General features: G+C 66.8%; 21 protein-coding genes. 3 read left to right on the top strand and 18 right to left on the bottom strand.

What is annotated here, in order from left to right; translation table 11 throughout:
• Window positions 1–98 precede the first annotated feature (98 nt).
• On the top strand, window positions 99–1,364 hold the full coding sequence (locus tag ACFC4D_RS32915; RefSeq protein ID WP_376068978.1) for a hypothetical protein: 1,266 nt from the start codon (window positions 99–101) through the stop codon (window positions 1,362–1,364).
• Window positions 1,365–1,565: 201 nt separating this feature from the next.
• On the opposite strand, the gene ACFC4D_RS32910 is transcribed toward ACFC4D_RS32915, so the two are convergent.
• The 17 genes from ACFC4D_RS32910 to ACFC4D_RS32830 all read right to left on the bottom strand — a co-directional run bounded on the left by ACFC4D_RS32910 (window position 1,566) and on the right by ACFC4D_RS32830 (window position 14,216).
• Window positions 1,566–2,135 (bottom strand): alkaline shock response membrane anchor protein AmaP, encoded by a 570-nt coding sequence (locus ACFC4D_RS32910; RefSeq protein ID WP_375953662.1) that lies wholly within the window; start codon window positions 2,133–2,135, stop codon window positions 1,566–1,568.
• Window positions 2,136–2,672, bottom strand: a complete 537-nt coding sequence (locus tag ACFC4D_RS32905) for a DUF6286 domain-containing protein (protein ID WP_376068977.1) — start codon at window positions 2,670–2,672, stop codon at window positions 2,136–2,138.
• Window positions 2,669–3,010 (bottom strand): Asp23/Gls24 family envelope stress response protein, encoded by a 342-nt coding sequence (locus tag ACFC4D_RS32900; RefSeq protein ID WP_376068976.1) that lies wholly within the window; start codon window positions 3,008–3,010, stop codon window positions 2,669–2,671. The genes ACFC4D_RS32905 and ACFC4D_RS32900 overlap by 4 nt, the downstream gene beginning before the upstream one ends.
• Window positions 3,007–3,195 (bottom strand): hypothetical protein, encoded by a 189-nt coding sequence (locus ACFC4D_RS32895; RefSeq protein ID WP_364632201.1) that lies wholly within the window; start codon window positions 3,193–3,195, stop codon window positions 3,007–3,009. The genes ACFC4D_RS32900 and ACFC4D_RS32895 overlap by 4 nt, the downstream gene beginning before the upstream one ends.
• A 25-nt stretch (window positions 3,196–3,220) precedes the next feature.
• Window positions 3,221–3,697 (bottom strand): Asp23/Gls24 family envelope stress response protein, encoded by a 477-nt coding sequence (locus ACFC4D_RS32890; RefSeq protein ID WP_375953668.1) that lies wholly within the window; start codon window positions 3,695–3,697, stop codon window positions 3,221–3,223.
• Between the two features lie 44 nt (window positions 3,698–3,741).
• Entirely contained in the window at window positions 3,742–4,044 is a 303-nt protein-coding gene (locus ACFC4D_RS32885) for a hypothetical protein (RefSeq protein ID WP_376068975.1), read from the bottom strand.
• The gene (locus ACFC4D_RS32880; RefSeq protein ID WP_375953672.1) at window positions 4,041–4,412 is read right to left on the bottom strand and encodes an Asp23/Gls24 family envelope stress response protein; all 372 of its coding nucleotides are present in this window, start codon (window positions 4,410–4,412) and stop codon (window positions 4,041–4,043) included. The genes ACFC4D_RS32885 and ACFC4D_RS32880 overlap by 4 nt, the downstream gene beginning before the upstream one ends.
• A 34-nt stretch (window positions 4,413–4,446) precedes the next feature.
• Entirely contained in the window at window positions 4,447–5,037 is a 591-nt protein-coding gene (locus tag ACFC4D_RS32875) for an anti-sigma factor family protein (RefSeq protein WP_375953674.1), read from the bottom strand.
• Window positions 5,028–5,588 (bottom strand): RNA polymerase sigma factor, encoded by a 561-nt coding sequence (locus tag ACFC4D_RS32870; RefSeq protein ID WP_375953676.1) that lies wholly within the window; start codon window positions 5,586–5,588, stop codon window positions 5,028–5,030. Before ACFC4D_RS32870 ends, ACFC4D_RS32875 begins: the two co-directional genes overlap by 10 nt.
• A gap of 155 nt (window positions 5,589–5,743) precedes the next feature.
• Window positions 5,744–6,412 (bottom strand): hypothetical protein, encoded by a 669-nt coding sequence (locus ACFC4D_RS32865; protein ID WP_375953678.1) that lies wholly within the window; start codon window positions 6,410–6,412, stop codon window positions 5,744–5,746.
• A gap of 452 nt (window positions 6,413–6,864) precedes the next feature.
• Complete coding sequence (locus tag ACFC4D_RS32860; protein WP_375955926.1) at window positions 6,865–7,893, bottom strand: NUDIX hydrolase; 1,029 nt, start codon at window positions 7,891–7,893, stop codon at window positions 6,865–6,867.
• Entirely contained in the window at window positions 7,893–9,017 is a 1,125-nt protein-coding gene (locus tag ACFC4D_RS32855) for a glycosyltransferase family 4 protein (RefSeq protein WP_376068973.1), read from the bottom strand. Before ACFC4D_RS32855 ends, ACFC4D_RS32860 begins: the two co-directional genes overlap by 1 nt.
• Window positions 9,014–10,030: a phosphatidylinositol mannoside acyltransferase gene (locus ACFC4D_RS32850; RefSeq protein WP_376068972.1), complete on the bottom strand. Its 1,017-nt coding sequence runs from the start codon at window positions 10,028–10,030 to the stop codon at window positions 9,014–9,016. The genes ACFC4D_RS32855 and ACFC4D_RS32850 overlap by 4 nt, the downstream gene beginning before the upstream one ends.
• On the bottom strand, window positions 10,027–10,698 hold the full coding sequence (gene pgsA / locus ACFC4D_RS32845; RefSeq protein ID WP_364632185.1) for a phosphatidylinositol phosphate synthase: 672 nt from the start codon (window positions 10,696–10,698) through the stop codon (window positions 10,027–10,029). The genes ACFC4D_RS32850 and pgsA overlap by 4 nt, the downstream gene beginning before the upstream one ends.
• Window position 10,699: 1 nt before the next feature.
• Window positions 10,700–11,308, bottom strand: coding sequence for an HIT domain-containing protein (locus ACFC4D_RS32840; protein ID WP_364632183.1), 609 nt, complete (start codon window positions 11,306–11,308; stop codon window positions 10,700–10,702).
• Between the two features lie 3 nt (window positions 11,309–11,311).
• Entirely contained in the window at window positions 11,312–13,363 is a 2,052-nt protein-coding gene (gene thrS / locus ACFC4D_RS32835; protein ID WP_376068971.1) for a threonine--tRNA ligase, read from the bottom strand.
• A 112-nt stretch (window positions 13,364–13,475) separates the two neighbouring features.
• Window positions 13,476–14,216 carry a (2Fe-2S)-binding protein gene (locus ACFC4D_RS32830; protein WP_376068969.1) on the bottom strand — a complete coding sequence of 247 codons (741 nt, stop codon included), beginning with the start codon at window positions 14,214–14,216 and terminating at the stop codon, window positions 13,476–13,478.
• 417 nt (window positions 14,217–14,633) lie between these two features.
• Between ACFC4D_RS32830 and ACFC4D_RS32825 the strand changes: the two genes are divergently transcribed.
• Window positions 14,634–15,095: a hypothetical protein gene (locus ACFC4D_RS32825; protein ID WP_375953688.1), complete on the top strand. Its 462-nt coding sequence runs from the start codon at window positions 14,634–14,636 to the stop codon at window positions 15,093–15,095.
• Window positions 15,096–15,218: 123 nt separating this feature from the next.
• Window positions 15,219–15,563, top strand: coding sequence for a hypothetical protein (locus ACFC4D_RS32820; RefSeq protein WP_375953689.1), 345 nt, complete (start codon window positions 15,219–15,221; stop codon window positions 15,561–15,563).
• Here ACFC4D_RS32820 and ACFC4D_RS32815 read toward each other — a convergent pair.
• On the bottom strand, window positions 15,560–15,709 hold the full coding sequence (locus tag ACFC4D_RS32815; protein ID WP_364632171.1) for a hypothetical protein: 150 nt from the start codon (window positions 15,707–15,709) through the stop codon (window positions 15,560–15,562). The two genes, ACFC4D_RS32820 and ACFC4D_RS32815, sit on opposite strands and share 4 nt — an antisense overlap.
• Window positions 15,710–15,946: the final 237 nt, after the last annotated feature.

Below are 15,946 nucleotides of genomic sequence, written 5' to 3'. Positions count from 1 at the left end.
TAGCGCCCGGTCGCCTCCGGCCCCCAGCGGATATCCGAGTCCTCGATCCGGAAAAATCGGTTTGCCCGCGACGGCGGGACGACCCAAGATCGACCACGATGATTGAAGAATTGGAACAGGCCCGGCAGCTACTCGCGGAAGGCGATGTGCCGGGGACGGTGCGCACCCTGCGCCCGATCGCGGATCACACACCGCCGCACGACATCGCCGCCATCGCGGCCCCGCTCGCCCGCGCCGTCGACTTCGAGGATTTGGCCGCGGCCGCCGAGGCGACACTCGAACAGCCCTCGGATGCCAAGGCGCTCACCACTTTCGGCTACGAATGCATCGAACGCGGTATTTCGTTCCTGGCCATTCCGGTACTGCGCGAGGCATTGCGGCTCGATCCGGAGTCCACGCTCGCGCTCAATGAACTCGTGACCGCGTTCGAGGATGAATACCGGCACCACGAGGCCGTCGAGACGCTGCTGGCGCACGAGGCAACGCTGCGGCCCTGGCCGGATCGCTATCTACTGATCTACAACGCCATCCTGTCCGGCGATCTCGACCGTGCCCGTGCGGAATTCGCGACCCTGCCGCCGCCGGAGGATGAGCGGTGGCTGTTCGCCCGCGATCGTGTGGCGCGCATGCTCGAACGCTCCGATAGTGCCCGGACCGTCACCCCGTTGGACTGGACCGATCTACGCGGCTGGCATTTCACCCTGACGGGCGGATACCTCGGCACCCTGTCGCCGTACGGTTTCACCGCCGGAATGACCGGGCGCTGGGCCTATCTCGGCGATGGTCCGGAGCTGTGCCGATACAGCCTGAACCGATTGGCGCTGACCCTGTCGGCCACCGGGCGGGAGCCGCGATCGGTGTCGCTGCTGCCGGGTCGCGCCGATCGCGTTCTCGGCCTGGCCGCGGCGCAGCTGCTCGGCCTGCCCACCCTGCCGTACACGCCCGGCGCCACCGACACCCTGGTGGTGGCCTACGACCTGAGCGAACTGGACCACGATCTGGTCCGCACACTCGATGAGCGCGCGGATGGCCAGATCCTGTTCGAGCACGCCACCTGCTGGACCCGGCCGCCCGCCGTCAGCGCGGATATCACCGGACTGCTGGTGCAACGGATCAACGATCCGTGGTCGCCCGGATTACGCATCGACGGCGCGACAACCGAGCCGGACACCCGGTCCGAGGATGAACTCGCGGCGGAGATCGTGCGGGCGGAGGGAACGCCCGACACCGGCGACGGTGAAACCCCGCCGGACTCCGATGGCTATTTCACCGCGTTCATCGCCGCGACCCGGGACACCTGGTTGCGCGGCCCGCGCACCAGGCTCAATTCACCGGGGCCGGTGCGCAGTTCGTCCTTCGGCTGAGGCGCGGGTCGCAGCCGAACAGCGTTAACGTCGTATCGAAAGTCGTAACGTTCGTCGTAGCATCAGTCGTGGCGTCAATCGGAGCCGCAGTCGGATTGCGTGTCGCAGATGAAGTCGCATTTGCGAGTCGCTGGCACAGTCGCAGTGATTCTCCGGCACACGATCGCATCGTCCCGGAGGCCCGGGCGCACACCTGATGAATCAGCGTGTGCGCGCGGGCTTTTCGGCGAAACGCAGTTCCATGCTGACCGGAATGATCTCGACCTCGAGCGCTTCACGCAGGCGCGGGACGGCCTCGCCGAAGATACGGCGACGCAGGGCGGTGAGATCCGCACCGGGTTCGGCGGTGACGATGAGATGCAGATCGGGGGCGCTGCCCGGCCCGGACAGTACGGCCGAGACCTCGCGAACCTCGGAATAGCGTTCGATATCGGCGGCTATAGCATCGGCCGCGACCGAGGACGCCAGCAGCGTCGCCCCGGCGGAATTCCCGTGCGACAGTTCCCATTCCACCGCGCGCGGCAGCCGGAAGACCTGGGCGAGCAACCAGCGCAGGCAGAGCACGCCCAGCGCCACCGCGCCCAGCACGATGGCCAGCAATACCCAGTCCGGCGGTGCGCCGGTGCCCGGGACCAGCGCACCGTCCGCGTCGACCCAGCCGATTCCGCCGCGATTCGCGGCGATCGCGTATCCGCCCGCAGCCAGTAGCGCCAAACCCGCCAGGGCGAGCACCGCCCGGTTCAGTCGGGCGGGACGATTGAGTTCGGTCATCTATCGCTCCTTCGGCCGGTGCGATCGCAGTCGGGTCCGCACCGGTGCACGCGACGCCGGTGCGATTCGGTCCAGGGCTCCGGTCACGGCATCGCGCATGGCACCGTCCAGCCCGGCGGTCTCGGCCCGGCCGGTCGCCGCCGAGACCTGAATCCGCTTACCGCCCATGCTGACCCGGGCCGATTCCACGCCGTGTACCGAACCGGCTTCGCGGCGCAGCGCCGCGCGCAGGCCCCGGCGGGAAATCCCGGCGGGGATACCGTCGAGTTCTTCGAGCGGCACCACCACGGGGCGTCCGGGCACCACGGCGATTAGCAGCAGTACCAGTCCCGCCGCAGCGATCGCGATACCCGTGCCCAGCACCAGCGCATCATTCCAATGGGTGGCGCGCAGTCGCCGCGCCACCGCGTCGTAGGACACCAATTCCGTGCGGCCGAGCAGTCGTTCGGACAGTGAGATCACCGCGATGACGCACAGGGTCAGCAGTGTCAGCGCCAGCAGCACGGCCGGGATCACCCGACGCGGCAGGCGCGTCATCGCACCCTCGCAACCGCGGAATCGACTGCCGTGGAATGCGATTCGACCACCATCTCCGAGATGGAGATATCGAGTCCCGTCACCGCCAGCCCGGCCAGTTCGGCGGTGCGCCGGATCAGATGGTTCCGGCACTGTTCCGCGATCCGGGCCACCGGCAATGGATAGCGGACGGGCAGGCGCACCGACAGCACCGCGGAATCACCGGTCACCCGGGCATCGACCGTGACCTGCCCCCGCACCCCGTCGACCTCCTGTGCGGCGCGCGCGGCAATGCGCTGTACGGCACGATCACTCACCGTCGTCCGGCCCGCGGGCTCCTGCACGACGGCCTCGGTCATCGCCGGCCCCGGTCCCGGACCGAGCGCAGCAATCCGGACAGATCTATCTCACCGTCGAGCCAGCGCCCGGCCAGCAGTCCGAGCCCGGCGAACACCAGCACGATGGCGAACGCGCCGAGACCGCCGAAGGCCGCGGCGAATCCGAGCGCGATGCCGACGGCCAGGCATATCGATGTGGCGTTCATCTGCGACTCCTCAACGAGGCGGGCACTATTGGACGCGGGTGGCGGCGGCGGAAGCGTCGTCGTCCTCGGGGATGTAGACATCGTTGACATTGATATTGACCTCGACCACTTCGAGTCCGGTCATCTGCTCGATGGCGGCGATCACGCTGCGGCGGATCGATCGCGCCAATTCGGCGATGGCGACGCCGTATTCGACGACGATCTCCAGATCGACCGCGGCCTGGGTCTCCCCCACCTCGACCGAAACACCCTGTCCCACACTGGCGGACGCGCCGGGAATGCGATCGCGAATCGCACCGAACGCGCGCGCGGTGCCGCCGCCCAGATCATGGACGCCGCGCACATTGCGGGCGGCCAGACCGGCCACCTTCTGCACCACGATATCGGCGATGGTGGTGCTGCCCTGATCGCTGTGTAGCTCGCTCTTGGTCCCCGGCGCGGTCTTTCTGCCGGTGTCGGCCGGTGTTTCGCTCTTGCTCTTATCGGTTGCGGTCGTAGTCATGCCTGCCTCCAATTCGCTTGTGCTGAAACGGATCAAACGGGAACTCAGGGGGCCGCGTCCTCGAAGGCGCTCGCGGCGAGGTGGGTGACCACCAGGCGGATGGTGGCATCGGCCCAGGCGGTATCGGCCAGTAGCGGGCGCACCGCCTCGGACAGTCGGTCGAGTAGTGCGGGCAGCGGTAAAGCCGTTGCCACCACCCGGATTTCGATGATTCCGGCAACGATGTCGATGGCCGTGTTCCGGCCCGGCCAGGGCAGGCCGCCGGTGATCGAGGGTTCGGGTTCGAGGCCGTCGAGCGCCGAGAGCACTTCGGCGATCTTGTCGATCAGCTCCGCGGGCGCCTTCATCGGGCCTCCGGTTCGATATCGATGATGGTCACCGACACCTCGTCGACGCGCACCCCGGTCTGCGCGCGTACGGTCCGCATCACCGCGTGCTGCACTTCGGCCCCGATCGCCCCGGCATGCTGTCCGGCCGCGATCGCCAGCTCCAACTCGACGGCCAGCACTCCGCCATTGCGGTGCACGCGAACACCTTTCGTCGAGGCGAGCTCATACCCGGTCCACAGCTGCTTTCCGGCCCGGTTGAACGCGGCGACCAGCCCGCGCAGTCCGTGTTCGACGCGCACCACCCCGGGCACCTCGATCGCGGCGCGCACGGCCACACCGGCCACCACCGGATCTGCAACCACCAGTTCCGCCCGCCGGGAACTCATCGACCCTCCCACTGGAAATCGGTGCGGCCCAGGCTCATCGGCCGCCTTCCTGATAGACGTCGACGATCGCGATATCGAGCCGCCCGACCAGCAGGCCCGTGCGAGCCGATGCGGCGGCGGTGACGCGTTCGCGCACCTGCGGCACCAGACCCTGTACGCCTTCGCCGTTCACCTCGACCGCGATGGTCATGGAGATGTGCACGACCGTCTCACCGTCGGGTCCGACCCCGACCGGCCGCAGGCGCACGCGTCGCGCCCGCACCCCGGCCACACTGTCGGCCGCGAAGCGCAGCACCACCGCGACGGCCTGTTCGCTCACCGCGACCGTGCCCCGGTGCGGGGTGGCCAGGCCGAGCACCTGGCCGCGCCGCCGTTCCGCGCGTACCGCGGACATAATGCGCTCCACCAGGTCCGCGGGCGGCGGATCGGGTTCGTCGATCAGTTCCCGGGTCGCGGTGCGCAAGCCGAGCAGGCTCTCGCGCGCGGTCCGGCAGTGCGCGCAACTCGCCTCGTGGGCGTCGCCGCCACCGTTCTGCACGGTGTCGAGCCGATCCCACACGCTGTCCAATGCCCGGCCGCAGGGCAGCAGATAGTCCGGTTCGGTATCGATATCTGTCACCGCCATGGCTGCATCACCTCCGCCAGTTGGGCTCGGGCCCGCGCGATGCGACCGCGTACCGCGGTGGCGTTCGCGCCGACGATCTCGCCGATTTCCTCGTATGAGCGGCCGTGCACCTCGCGCAACAGCCAGCACGCTCGTTGTTCGGGGGTGAGCTCCCCCAAGGCCGCGGTCAACGCCTCCAATTGGCCGTTGACCTGCGCCGCGTGTTCGGGCCGGGTCTCGACGCGCGGGGATTCGGCGGCATCGGGATCGGCGTCGACCGGAAGTTGCCGCGAGCGCAGCAGATTCAGGCAGCGATTGGTGGTCATGCGGTAGAGCCAGCCCGAGAAGGCGGCATCGTCCTGGAGTTGGGCGATGCGCCGCCAGGCGGTCAGGAAGACCTCCTGCACGATGTCCTGCGCCTCGGAGCGGTCCGCCAGCATTCGCGAGGCCAGCCGGAACATGGCTCCCTCGTAGCGGAGAACTAGCTGTTCGAAGGCGCGAATATCGCCGTCACGAACGCGTGCGGCCAGGGTGGCATCGTCGGACACACCTGTGAGCGCCGCGTCCGGCATGGTCCCAGCACCTCCTCATCGCTTCCAATGGTTAGACACACGAGGACGGAGATCGTCACGAAGCAGTATGAGTGATGGTTGTCTCAATGGTTGCCGCGTGACGAATCGACTGTCCGGAGTGTCCGGATGCGCTGAGGTGGCGCAGGGGTGGGCGATCAGCCCAGGGCGTACACGTACCGGCTGGTCGGGACCAGATCCAGGTTCTGATGCGCGCCGAAACGCACGACGCTCTCCATCATGAGGGTGACACGGCGTTGCAGTTCGGCATCGTCATCGCCCGCGCCGTAGAAGGCGTGCGCACTCGTCATGGCCGCCATGGGAAAGAGTTCCTCGACGAGGGCGTCGACCCGCTTACCCGGGGTGATCGGCTCGAGCACGGTGTTCTGCACGTATCCGAAGGTGTCCTGGGTATCGATGGCGACCGGGGTGTGCAGATCATGCCAGCGGTGCAGCCATTCCCCGCGGGTCAGCTCGTCCGGAATCCGCAGCAGCGCGAAATTGGCCAGGGCGTCGGTGCGCTCACCATTGCCGACCTTGGGCGGAATGATCGGGGTGCGCTCATCGACGGTCCAGCCGTTCACCTCATCGGCCACCGAACCCAGTGCGGCGGTGACGGGTTCATGCCCGCCCCGGGTGCGCACGCTCACGATCGCGTCGATGGGTTGTTCGTAGGTGCTGTGCTTGACCTGTGCCGCGGCCACATCGGAATCACGCACGTTGATCTGGAATTCGGTGGCGCCGATATCGGCCAGCCGATGCCGTAGCTCGGCGGCGTGCAGCCGCTCGTCCAGATCCGCGCCCCAGAGGGCGTACATCAACTTCATTCCGAGTCCTTCACCGCTCACATTGACCGGCTCACGGTAGCTCGACGGGCCTGTTCCAGCCGTCCGTTTCGGCACACCCGTCCCATCCAGCGGACCCGCGCGGGTTCGGATCCCATTCCGGGGTGTGATGCCGTTCACATCGGGCCGGTCAAACACCTATTTGTATTTTTCGCAGAAATTCGTGAAACACATCCGGGTTTGCGTGAGATTAACCGAGTATCCGCAATCCAGCGGAAGACGAAAGGAAAGAAATCATGTTGCTCGGACTCATCGGCGCATTCGGCGTCGGCGCTGCTCTCGCTGTAGCCGGATTCCTCGCTGGACTGGGTATCCTGATCTGAATCAGAGACCCGCAAGGGGCTCGAGGACAATCGAAGCCTCTGACACATGGACCGATCGCCACCACGGATAACCCCGGTTATCCACGGTGGCGTTCGGCGTTTAGGGGAAATTCAGCGAATGGAGCGGACTTCCGGATCGACATCGCCGTCCGCGGCGCTAATCGCCTCACTGAGCAGCTGATCCAGGTGATACGGATACACGGTCTCGCCCGCCGCGTCGATGGCCGCGATATCTGCGGGGGTGCACCATTTATTACCGGTGATGGAACGCCGCTCGATGAAATCGAGTTTCGCCGGATTGGGTTCGAAGTTCTTTGCCCGCAGCGCGAAGAACAGTTCTTCCGAGCGAATCAGCTCGCCGTTGAATGGAAACACCGCTACACGCCGCCACAGCGGTCCACGCAATGCGGAAGAGTCTGCGGGATAACCCGTTTCTTCGTATAGCTCGCGGATAGCGGCTTCGCGCAATGATTCCCCGGGATCGACGCCGCCGCCGATGGTGAACCAGAATTCCACGTCCGGGACTTTCGGATCGTGACCGCGCAGCAGCAATACGCGATTCTCTTCGTCCAGCAATACAACTCGCGCCGACGTCCGGACCGTATCGACTTCCAGCCCGGTTGAGGCTGCGGCGGTTACCCGTTCGGCGATCTCGAAGTACGTCGGCAGCGGCGCGGTGCCGCCCAGGTGCAGAATGCGCACCAGGCGGCGGGTGCGCAGCGCCAGGGTGTCGCGCACGGCGTCATTGTGGAAGCGGCGCGCGATCAGCACGCGGGCCTCGGCATCGGCCAGCTCCGCCACGATCTGCGGCGGCAGCTGATCGATATCGATCGCGGAAAGCGCTGCGGCCAGCTGGTTTTCAATGGGTTCGCGGTCCTGCCAGTCCGCGCGCTCGGCACGGCCCGCGAGGGCGGCCAGTCGCCGCGCCTGTTCGGTCTGGTCCGGGCCGAGCAGTGCGGATACCGAACGCGCCACCACCGCGCGCCGGGCCAGCGCCGCGTCCAGGGCGTGCCGGGCCTGGTCGGTACGCACGTGCAGGCGGTCCAGGCGATTGGCGGTGGTGTAGGCCCAGACGCCAATGGTGATGACAATGGCCGCGATTAAGGCGAGAACCAGAATCGTGGTGGCGGAGAAAGTGATCATCCGGCGGTCCGCACGCGCATATCGCCGACGGTGACGGTCTCGTATACGCGCAGGATCTGCTCGGCGACGACCGGCCAGTCGTATTCGCCGACAACCTGATTCGCGGTGCGGATGAGTTCCTCGCGGCGTCCGGCATCGGTGAGCACGTTATCGAGGGCCTCGGCGAGCAGATCCGAATCCCCGACCGGGACCAACATGCCCGCGGTGCCATCGCGCAGCACCCGGCGGAAGGCGTCCAGATCGCTGGCGACCACGGCGGTTCCGGCGGCCATCGCCTCCACCAGCACGATGCCGAAGCTCTCGCCGCCGAGGTTGGGCGCGCAGTAGACATCGGCGCTGCGCATCGCCGACGCCTTCTCCCGATCCGAAACCTGTCCGAGAAAGCGCAGGTGCGAGGCGTTTTCACCAGCTTCGCGGCGCAATCGCTCCTCATCGCCGCGACCCACGATCAGCACTTCGATATTCGGGTGGCGGCGCACGAGTTCCGGCAGCGCGCCCAGCAGTACGTCCATGCCCTTGCGGGGTTCGTCATAGCGGCCCAGGAACAGCACCGTGCCGCCCGCGCGCGGATAGCCGTCCAGCAGCGGGGCGTGCGCGAAGGCGGGAACGTCCACGCCATTGGGGATTTCGACGGCGTCACCGCCGAGCGCCTCGACCTGCCAGCGCCGGGCCAGTTCCGATACGGCGATCCGGCCGCTGATCTTCTCGTGGTACGGCCGCAGCACGCCCTGAAAAGTACTGAGCACCAGCGATTTCGTGGTCGAGGTGTGGAAGGTGGCCACGATCGGCCCCTCGGCGATCTTCAGCGCCAGCATGGACAGGCTGGGCGCGTTCGGTTCGTGAATGTGCAGGACGTCGAAATCGTTCTCGGCGATCCAGCGGCGAATCCGGGTGTAGGCGGTGGGGCCGAAGGAGAGCCGGGCGACCGAACCGTTGTACGGGATGGCAACCGCGCGCCCGGCGGACACCACATAGTCGGGCAGCGGGGTGTCATCGGCGGCGGGCGCGAGCACGCTCACCTTGTGCCCGCGCTCGATGAGCACCTGCGCGAGTTCGACCACATGCGCCTGCACCCCGCCCGGAACGTCGAACGAATACGGGCAGACCATGCCGATTCTCATAGCGCGCCGTCTCCCCTGTGCCCGTCGGCGTTCTGCTTCACCCCGGGCTGCTGATTCCCCAACTGCTGCTGTACCGCGGCGATGCGATCGAGTCGCGACTGCGACAAATCACTCTCCCACAGCGGCTGCAACATGTGCCAGTCCTGCGGATGGGCGGCGATATTGGCGGCGAATCGATCGGCGAGTAACTGGGTGGCCGCCGCCGCGCCGCCCGAAACATCGAGTGGCGCTTCGGTCTTGAAACCCCAGCCTTCGCGGCCCTGCGCGTCGACGGTGTTCCAGCAGTGCACGGGGATGAGCGCCGCACCGGTCTCGATGGCCAGTTTCGCCGCGCCGGCGGGCATCCAGGTGCGCTCGCCGAAGAAATCGACGGGTACGCCCTTGCCGGTGAGATCGCGTTCACCCATCAGGCAAACTACGCGATTGTTCCGCAGCCGGTCCGCGAGCTGCGGGAACGGCGGCTGTTCCCCGCCGGTCAGCGGGAAGACCTCGAAGCCCAGGCTTTCGCGGTATTCGACGAAGCGCTCGTACAGCGATTCCGGTTGCAGCCGTTCGGCGACGGTGGCGAAGGTGCCGTGGTTCTGTACCAGCCACACCCCGGCCATATCCCAGTTGCCCGAATGCGGCAGGGCGAGCACCGCACCGCGACCCGCGGCCAGGGCGGCTTCGAGGTGTTCGACCTCATTGACGAAAAGCCTGCCCGAGCGCACCATTTCGGCGTGATCCATACCGGGCAGGCGGAACGCCTCGCGCCAGTAGCGGGCGTAGGACCGCATGCTCGCGCGCACCAGATCGTCGGGCACCGCGTCGGGTGTCGTGCCGATCACCCGGGCGAGGTTGTGCCGCAACTGATTCGGCTCCCCCGCCCGCGACTTACGATTCGCCTTGCGTGCGGCGGCATCGGCTCCGGCGTCGAATCCCTTGCGCGCCATACCCTCCGGGAGTCCGCGCACCAGCGCCCACCCGGCCGCGTACGCCTTATCGGTCATCGCGGACGTGAAATCGCTGCTCACCGCTGGGGTTCCTCCGGCGCTTTCGGCACAGTGGGGATGATCTCGCGCGCGCCGGGCGAATTGCGCACGGCCAGCACGCGCTGGAATACGGTGATGATGCTCAGCACCGCGAGGATGTACATGGCCGCGTACACCGCGTAACTCAGCCATTCGATCTCGAAATAGCCGCCGATACCGGTGAATCCGGCGCCGACGAGTCCGATGACCAGGCGGTCTGGACGCTCGATGATGCCGCCGTCGGCGGAGAGCCCGCTGGCCTCCGCGCGCGCCTTGGCGTACGAGATGACCTGCGAGGTCACCAGCACCACCAGGGTCGCGGCGAACAGGATCTTGGAATTCTCGTGGTAGACCGCCCACCAGGCCAGCCCGCCGAAGATCGCACCGTCCGCCACCCGGTCACAGGTGGCGTCCAGTACCGCACCGTATCTGGTGCCGCCGCCGCGGGCGCGCGCCATGGCGCCGTCCAGCATGTCGAACATGACGAACAGCCAGATCACCATGGTGCCCCAGAACAGGTGACCCGACGGGAACAGCGTCACGGCGGCCGCGATCGAGGCGGTGGTGCCGATGAGCGTCATCGCGTCCGGTGTCAGTCCGGTGCTCACCAGTGCTTTGCCCAGGGGCGCAGTCGCTTTGGCGAACGTTTCGCGACCGAAGAAGCTCAGCACGCTATTCGGATTCCTTCCATGCACCAGCCAGCAATGCCCGGGTCTCCCGCAGCAGTTGTGGCATCACCTTCACTCCGCCGACGACGGTAATGAAGTTGGCGTCGCCACTCCAGCGGGGCACGATATGTTGGTGCAGGTGATCGGCGAGTGAACCTCCGGCAACGCCACCGAGATTCAGTCCGACATTGAAGCCCTCCGGCCGCGAGACGCGCTTCATCACGCGAATCGCCTGCTGGGTGAAGGCCATCAGTTCGGTGCTCTCCTCGACGGTGAGGTCTTCGAGGTTCGCCACGCGGCGGTAGGGCACGACCATCATGTGGCCGGGGTTGTACGGGTACAGGTTCAGTACCGCGTACACCCATTCGCCGCGCGCGATGACCAGGCCGTCCTCATCCGCCATCTCGGGGATGTCGGTGAAGGGGTGCCCGGTCTTCTTGGGCGCGTCCGGCTTTCGTTCCTCGGTCGCCCCGGTGATGTAGGACATCCGGTACGGCGTCCACAGCCGCTGCAACCGATCCGGTTCCCCCGGTCCGCAGTCGACGATCGCCTGCGGACCCGAATCCCCAAGCCCCGCGGTATCTTCGGTGAGGCCCGCCGTACGTTCAGTCATGCCCTACCCGTTCGTCTTCTCGAAACGCGCCGCGGTCGGAGAGTCGTTCTCGCGGTGCGCGATCCACTCGACCACCGCCGCCACCGCCTCGGCGACCGGGACACCGTTCACCTGGGTGCCGTCGCGGAAACGGAAGCTGACCGCGCCCGCCTCCACATCCTTGGCGCCGGCCAGCAGCATGAAGGGGACCTTCTGCGCGGTGTGGTTGAAGATCTTCTTCTGCATGCGGTCATCGCTGCGGTCGACCTCGGCGCGCACACCGTGATCACGCAGCGATTCGATGACCCCGTCCAGGTGCTCGGCGAAGGCGTCGGCGACCGGAATGCCGACCACCTGCACCGGTGCGAGCCAGGCCGGGAACGCGCCCGCGTAATGCTCGGTGAGCACACCGAAGAAGCGCTCGATGGAACCGAACAGCGCGCGGTGGATCATGACCGGGCGGTGCTTGGCGCCGTCCGCGCCGGTGTACTCGAGTTCGAAACGCTCGGGCAGGTTGAAGTCCAGCTGGATGGTGGACATCTGCCAGGTGCGGCCGAGCGCGTCCTTGGCCTGCACGGAGATCTTCGGGCCGTAGAAGGCCGCGCCGCCCGGATCCGGCACCAGGTCCAGACCGGAATCGGTGGCCACCTTGCGCAGGGTTTCGGTGGCTTCCTCCCACAGCTCATCCGATCCGACGAACTTCTTCGGATCCTTGGTGGAGAGCTCGAGGTAGAAATCGTCGAGGCCGTAATCGCGCAGCAGCGACAGCACGAACTGGAGCGTGGTGGTGAGCTCCGCGTGCATCTGCTCCTTGGTGCAGTAGATGTGCGCGTCGTCCTGGGTCATACCGCGGACGCGAGTGAGGCCGTGTACGACGCCGGACTTCTCGTAGCGGTAGACCGAGCCGAATTCGAAGAGCCGCAACGGCAATTCGCGGTAGGAGCGCCCACGCGCCCGGAAGATCAGATTGTGCATCGGGCAGTTCATCGGCTTGACGTAGTAGTCCTGGCCGGGCTTGCGCACGGTGCCGTCGTCGTTCAGTTCGGCGTCCAGGTGCATGGCCGGGAACATGCCCTCGCGGTACCAGTCCAGGTGGCCCGACACCTCGAAGAGGTGGCCCTTGGTCACGTGCGGGGTGTTGACGAATTCGTAGCCCGCGGCGGTGTGGCGGCGGCGCGAGTAGTCCTCGAGCTCCTTGCGGATGATGCCGCCCTTGGGGTGGAACACCGGCAGGCCCGAGCCCAGCTCATCCGGGAAGGAGAACAGGTCCAGCTCCAGGCCGAGCTTGCGGTGATCGCGCTTCTCGGCCTCTTCGAGCAGGTGCAGGTACTGGTCCTGGGCTTCCTGGGATTCCCAGGCGGTGCCGTAGATGCGCTGCAAATCCTCGCGGCTCTGATCACCGCGCCAGTACGCGGCCGAGCTGCGGGTCAGCTTGAACGCGGGAATGTACTTGGTGGTGGGCAGGTGCGGGCCGCGGCAGAGGTCGCCCCACAGCTTCTCGCCGGTGCGCGGGTCCAGGTTGTCGTAGATGGTCAGCTCTTTGCCGCCGACCTCCATGACCTCCGGATCGTCGATGCCCGACTTGTCGTTGATCAGTTCCAGCTTGAACGGCTCGTTCGCGAGTTCGACGCGGGCGGCCTCGATATCGGTGACGCGGCGCGAAAAGCGCTGCGCGCCTTTGATGATCTTCTTCATCCGGGATTCCAGCTTGGTGAGATCCTCGGGGGTGAAGGGGCGCTCGACCTGGAAGTCGTAGTAGAAGCCGTCCTTGATGAACGGGCCGATGCCGAGTTTGGCGCCCGGGAACTCCTGCTGCACGGCCTGGGCCAGCACATGCGCGGCCGAATGCCGGATCACGCTGCGCCCGTCCTCGGAATCGGCGGTGACGGCCTCGACCTCGACGTCGGTCTCCGGAATCCAGGACAGATCCTTGAGATTGCCCTCGCCGTCCTTGACGACGATGACCGCGTCGGGTCCCTTGCTCGGCAGGTCGGCCTCGCGCACCGCGGCACCCGCCGTAGTCCCGGCCGACACCCGGACGAGGGCGACTGGGCTCTTCGGGGCTGTGGTGGTCACGGCTGTGCACTCCTTGGCATTGTCGTAAGCGCGGGAAACCCCCGCGATGTCTGGCCGGTCCATGCTATCGGCACGCCTGTGACCGCGTGCCGATGGACCTGGTGCCGGGGTGTCAGCCCCGCGCGGCCAACTCCTCCAGCAGTGCCTCGCGCTGTGCCGCAGGACGTTTCGGGCAGCTCGTGCACATCTCGCAGCCGGGGGCCTCGAACACCAGGCAGCACGAGATGCGGCGCACAAAAGTGCGCCCGCCGATATCACTGAACCGGGGTACCGGAAGCCGTCCGGAAACCTCCCTGGCCAGCGCCGATCCCACTTCCTGCGCGCCCGCGTCGAGCGCGCGATTACCGATGGCGTCGGCCACGATCGCCCACAGCGCCGCCACCCCGGCACCGGACACCTCGGCCACCACGGGAATCACCGCGGACAAGGTATGCCGCAGTGCATGCCCCACCGGTTCCACCTGAATCGGGTCGCCGCCGACGCCCAACATGATCGGGTCACCGGTACCCTTCGCCGGCTCATCGGGATGGTCCGTGCCCACCCCCGACCCGTCCGAGGGACCCAGCTCGCACATGGCCAGCACCCGCTCGACTCCCCCGTCCGGGCGCATCTCCAGCCCGATGCTCGCCAGCGCCGGATCCATCACCGGCAGCCCGGCGGCCTGCGCGCTCACGATCGGGTCCACCAGCGAGGACGCCACCATGCACCACCACAGCGTCCCGGACACCCGGGAATCCCCGGTTCCCCAGGAAATCCCCATATCGGATATCCGCTCCCCGAGCCACTGCCGATCCAGCAGTCGCGCTCCGGGCACCACATTGATCCGAACAGGAGGCTGCGCAACCATTTCCATTGGACTCCGATCCAGCCGCCACCGAAGGGGCTCACCAACCAGGATGTCACTGCGGCGCGACCGAGGCTCCCGCGGACGGGCTCAACCCTATGTGTACCCCCGCACCCGCTTCCGCAGGCGCGCCGCCACCCCCGCCGCCACGGATTCACTGACTCCCGCTAAGGGTCTCCCCCTAGATCTCCTGTGATCGGGAACATGCCGGATCCTCCTCGAGGTTGATACGAAAGGCGACCAACGAGCGATGTATACAACGACGTTCGCGCGCAGAATTTTTGGTGCGGACGGCGGCCACGCTTACGCAGGAAGCTCACAGGCTCAACGGATCCGGGTCTCAGGGTTCGGCGTGAAAGTGGTGGTCGCGGAGGTTTGCCGCGTGAACTCGATCCACCTGGTGAAGAGGAGAACACCGTGCCCGCAATGGTTTCGATCGCTGTCTCGGGAGTTTCGTCGGAGGTTGTGCGGGAGTACCGCGACCGCGGCTGGAACGTCGATGAGACGTCGGGGGGACTCCGGTTGGTGACCGATGAGCGGATCGCGGCTGTTGAACTCACCGGGCCGCTGGCGGCCGGAGTGCGCAGGTTCCTGCGGGCGAACAATCTGTCCGGACCGGTCATCGAGGTGCGCGGGGCGCAGCGGCGGGAGATTCATCTGGTCGTAGGTGCGGGTAAGGCGGCCAAGGCGATCGAGGCGCTGCGGGCTTCCGGCGCGATCGTCCACACCGAGGGTGCGACGGTGCCGCTGCCGATGTCCGGTGGTGCGGCCGAATGGGGCATCGGGCCCGATGAGGCGCGCTGGGTGCCGCCGCTGGTGGCGATTTCGGCCGCGGTGCGCGCGGCGGAAACCCGCTACGGCGCCCGGGTCACCGAAGTGGCCTGCTGAAAACCGAGTCAGGCCAACCGAATCCGAAAGTACTGAGCCGCAGCATATCTCGCCGGTAAGACGGCGAGATATGCCAATCGGCCGAGCACGCGCTACGTGAGCTTTCGGTCTACGCTTCCTCGCGTGAATCGAGGGGATACGACGCGAGCGGGCCTGCGGCCGTGGATGCGATGGACGCTCATACTGGCCGGAATCGCCCTGGCCGCCACCGCGGTGACCCTGGTTTCGCTGCGCTTGTCCCCGGACAAGCCCCGGATCGATATCGCCGCGGCCAGGATCGGCGATTGTGTGGCGGGTAAGGATGTCGTGCCGTGTTCGGATGAGCGCGCCCTGTATCGGGTCACCGCGATCGTGGGCATCGGCGAGTCCTCGAAATGCCCGCCGATGAGCAATTCGGCATTGGGCGGGGTGCGCTCATTCGACGAAACCGCCAATGGCACCGTGTGTTTGGCGTTCGTGAACCACTAGAGCTGGCGGATCACCTTCTCGGCCAGATAGAGCGCCGCGACCACACCCGCGATGATGATGACGGGATAGGGGTTCGCCGCCTTCGCGTAATCGTAGGTCGACGCGGCCGCGACGATCGTCATGAGGAAGAAAAGAAACCGCTTCATCTGCTTGCTCCCTGGCGGGGATTCCAGGGTAGATGAGGCAATTACACTGCGTCCCAGCCTAATCCGAGCAAGGGCAGGGTACGGACAGCACTACGGCAGTTCTAGGGCCGAATGGTGCCGCAATCGCCGAAAACGACTGTCGGCGACCCGGTTAAGGCCCGGGGGCGACCCAGGGGGTGTGTAATCACCTCAACGGGGGAGCGGCCCCGAGCCATTTGGGGGGGTCGCGGAAATACC

The sequence above is a fragment of the Nocardia sp. NPDC056000 genome, assembly GCF_042269265.1.
Lineage (GTDB): Bacteria > Actinomycetota > Actinomycetes > Mycobacteriales > Mycobacteriaceae > Nocardia.
This window is presented reverse-complemented; position numbering and strand designations above follow the sequence as displayed.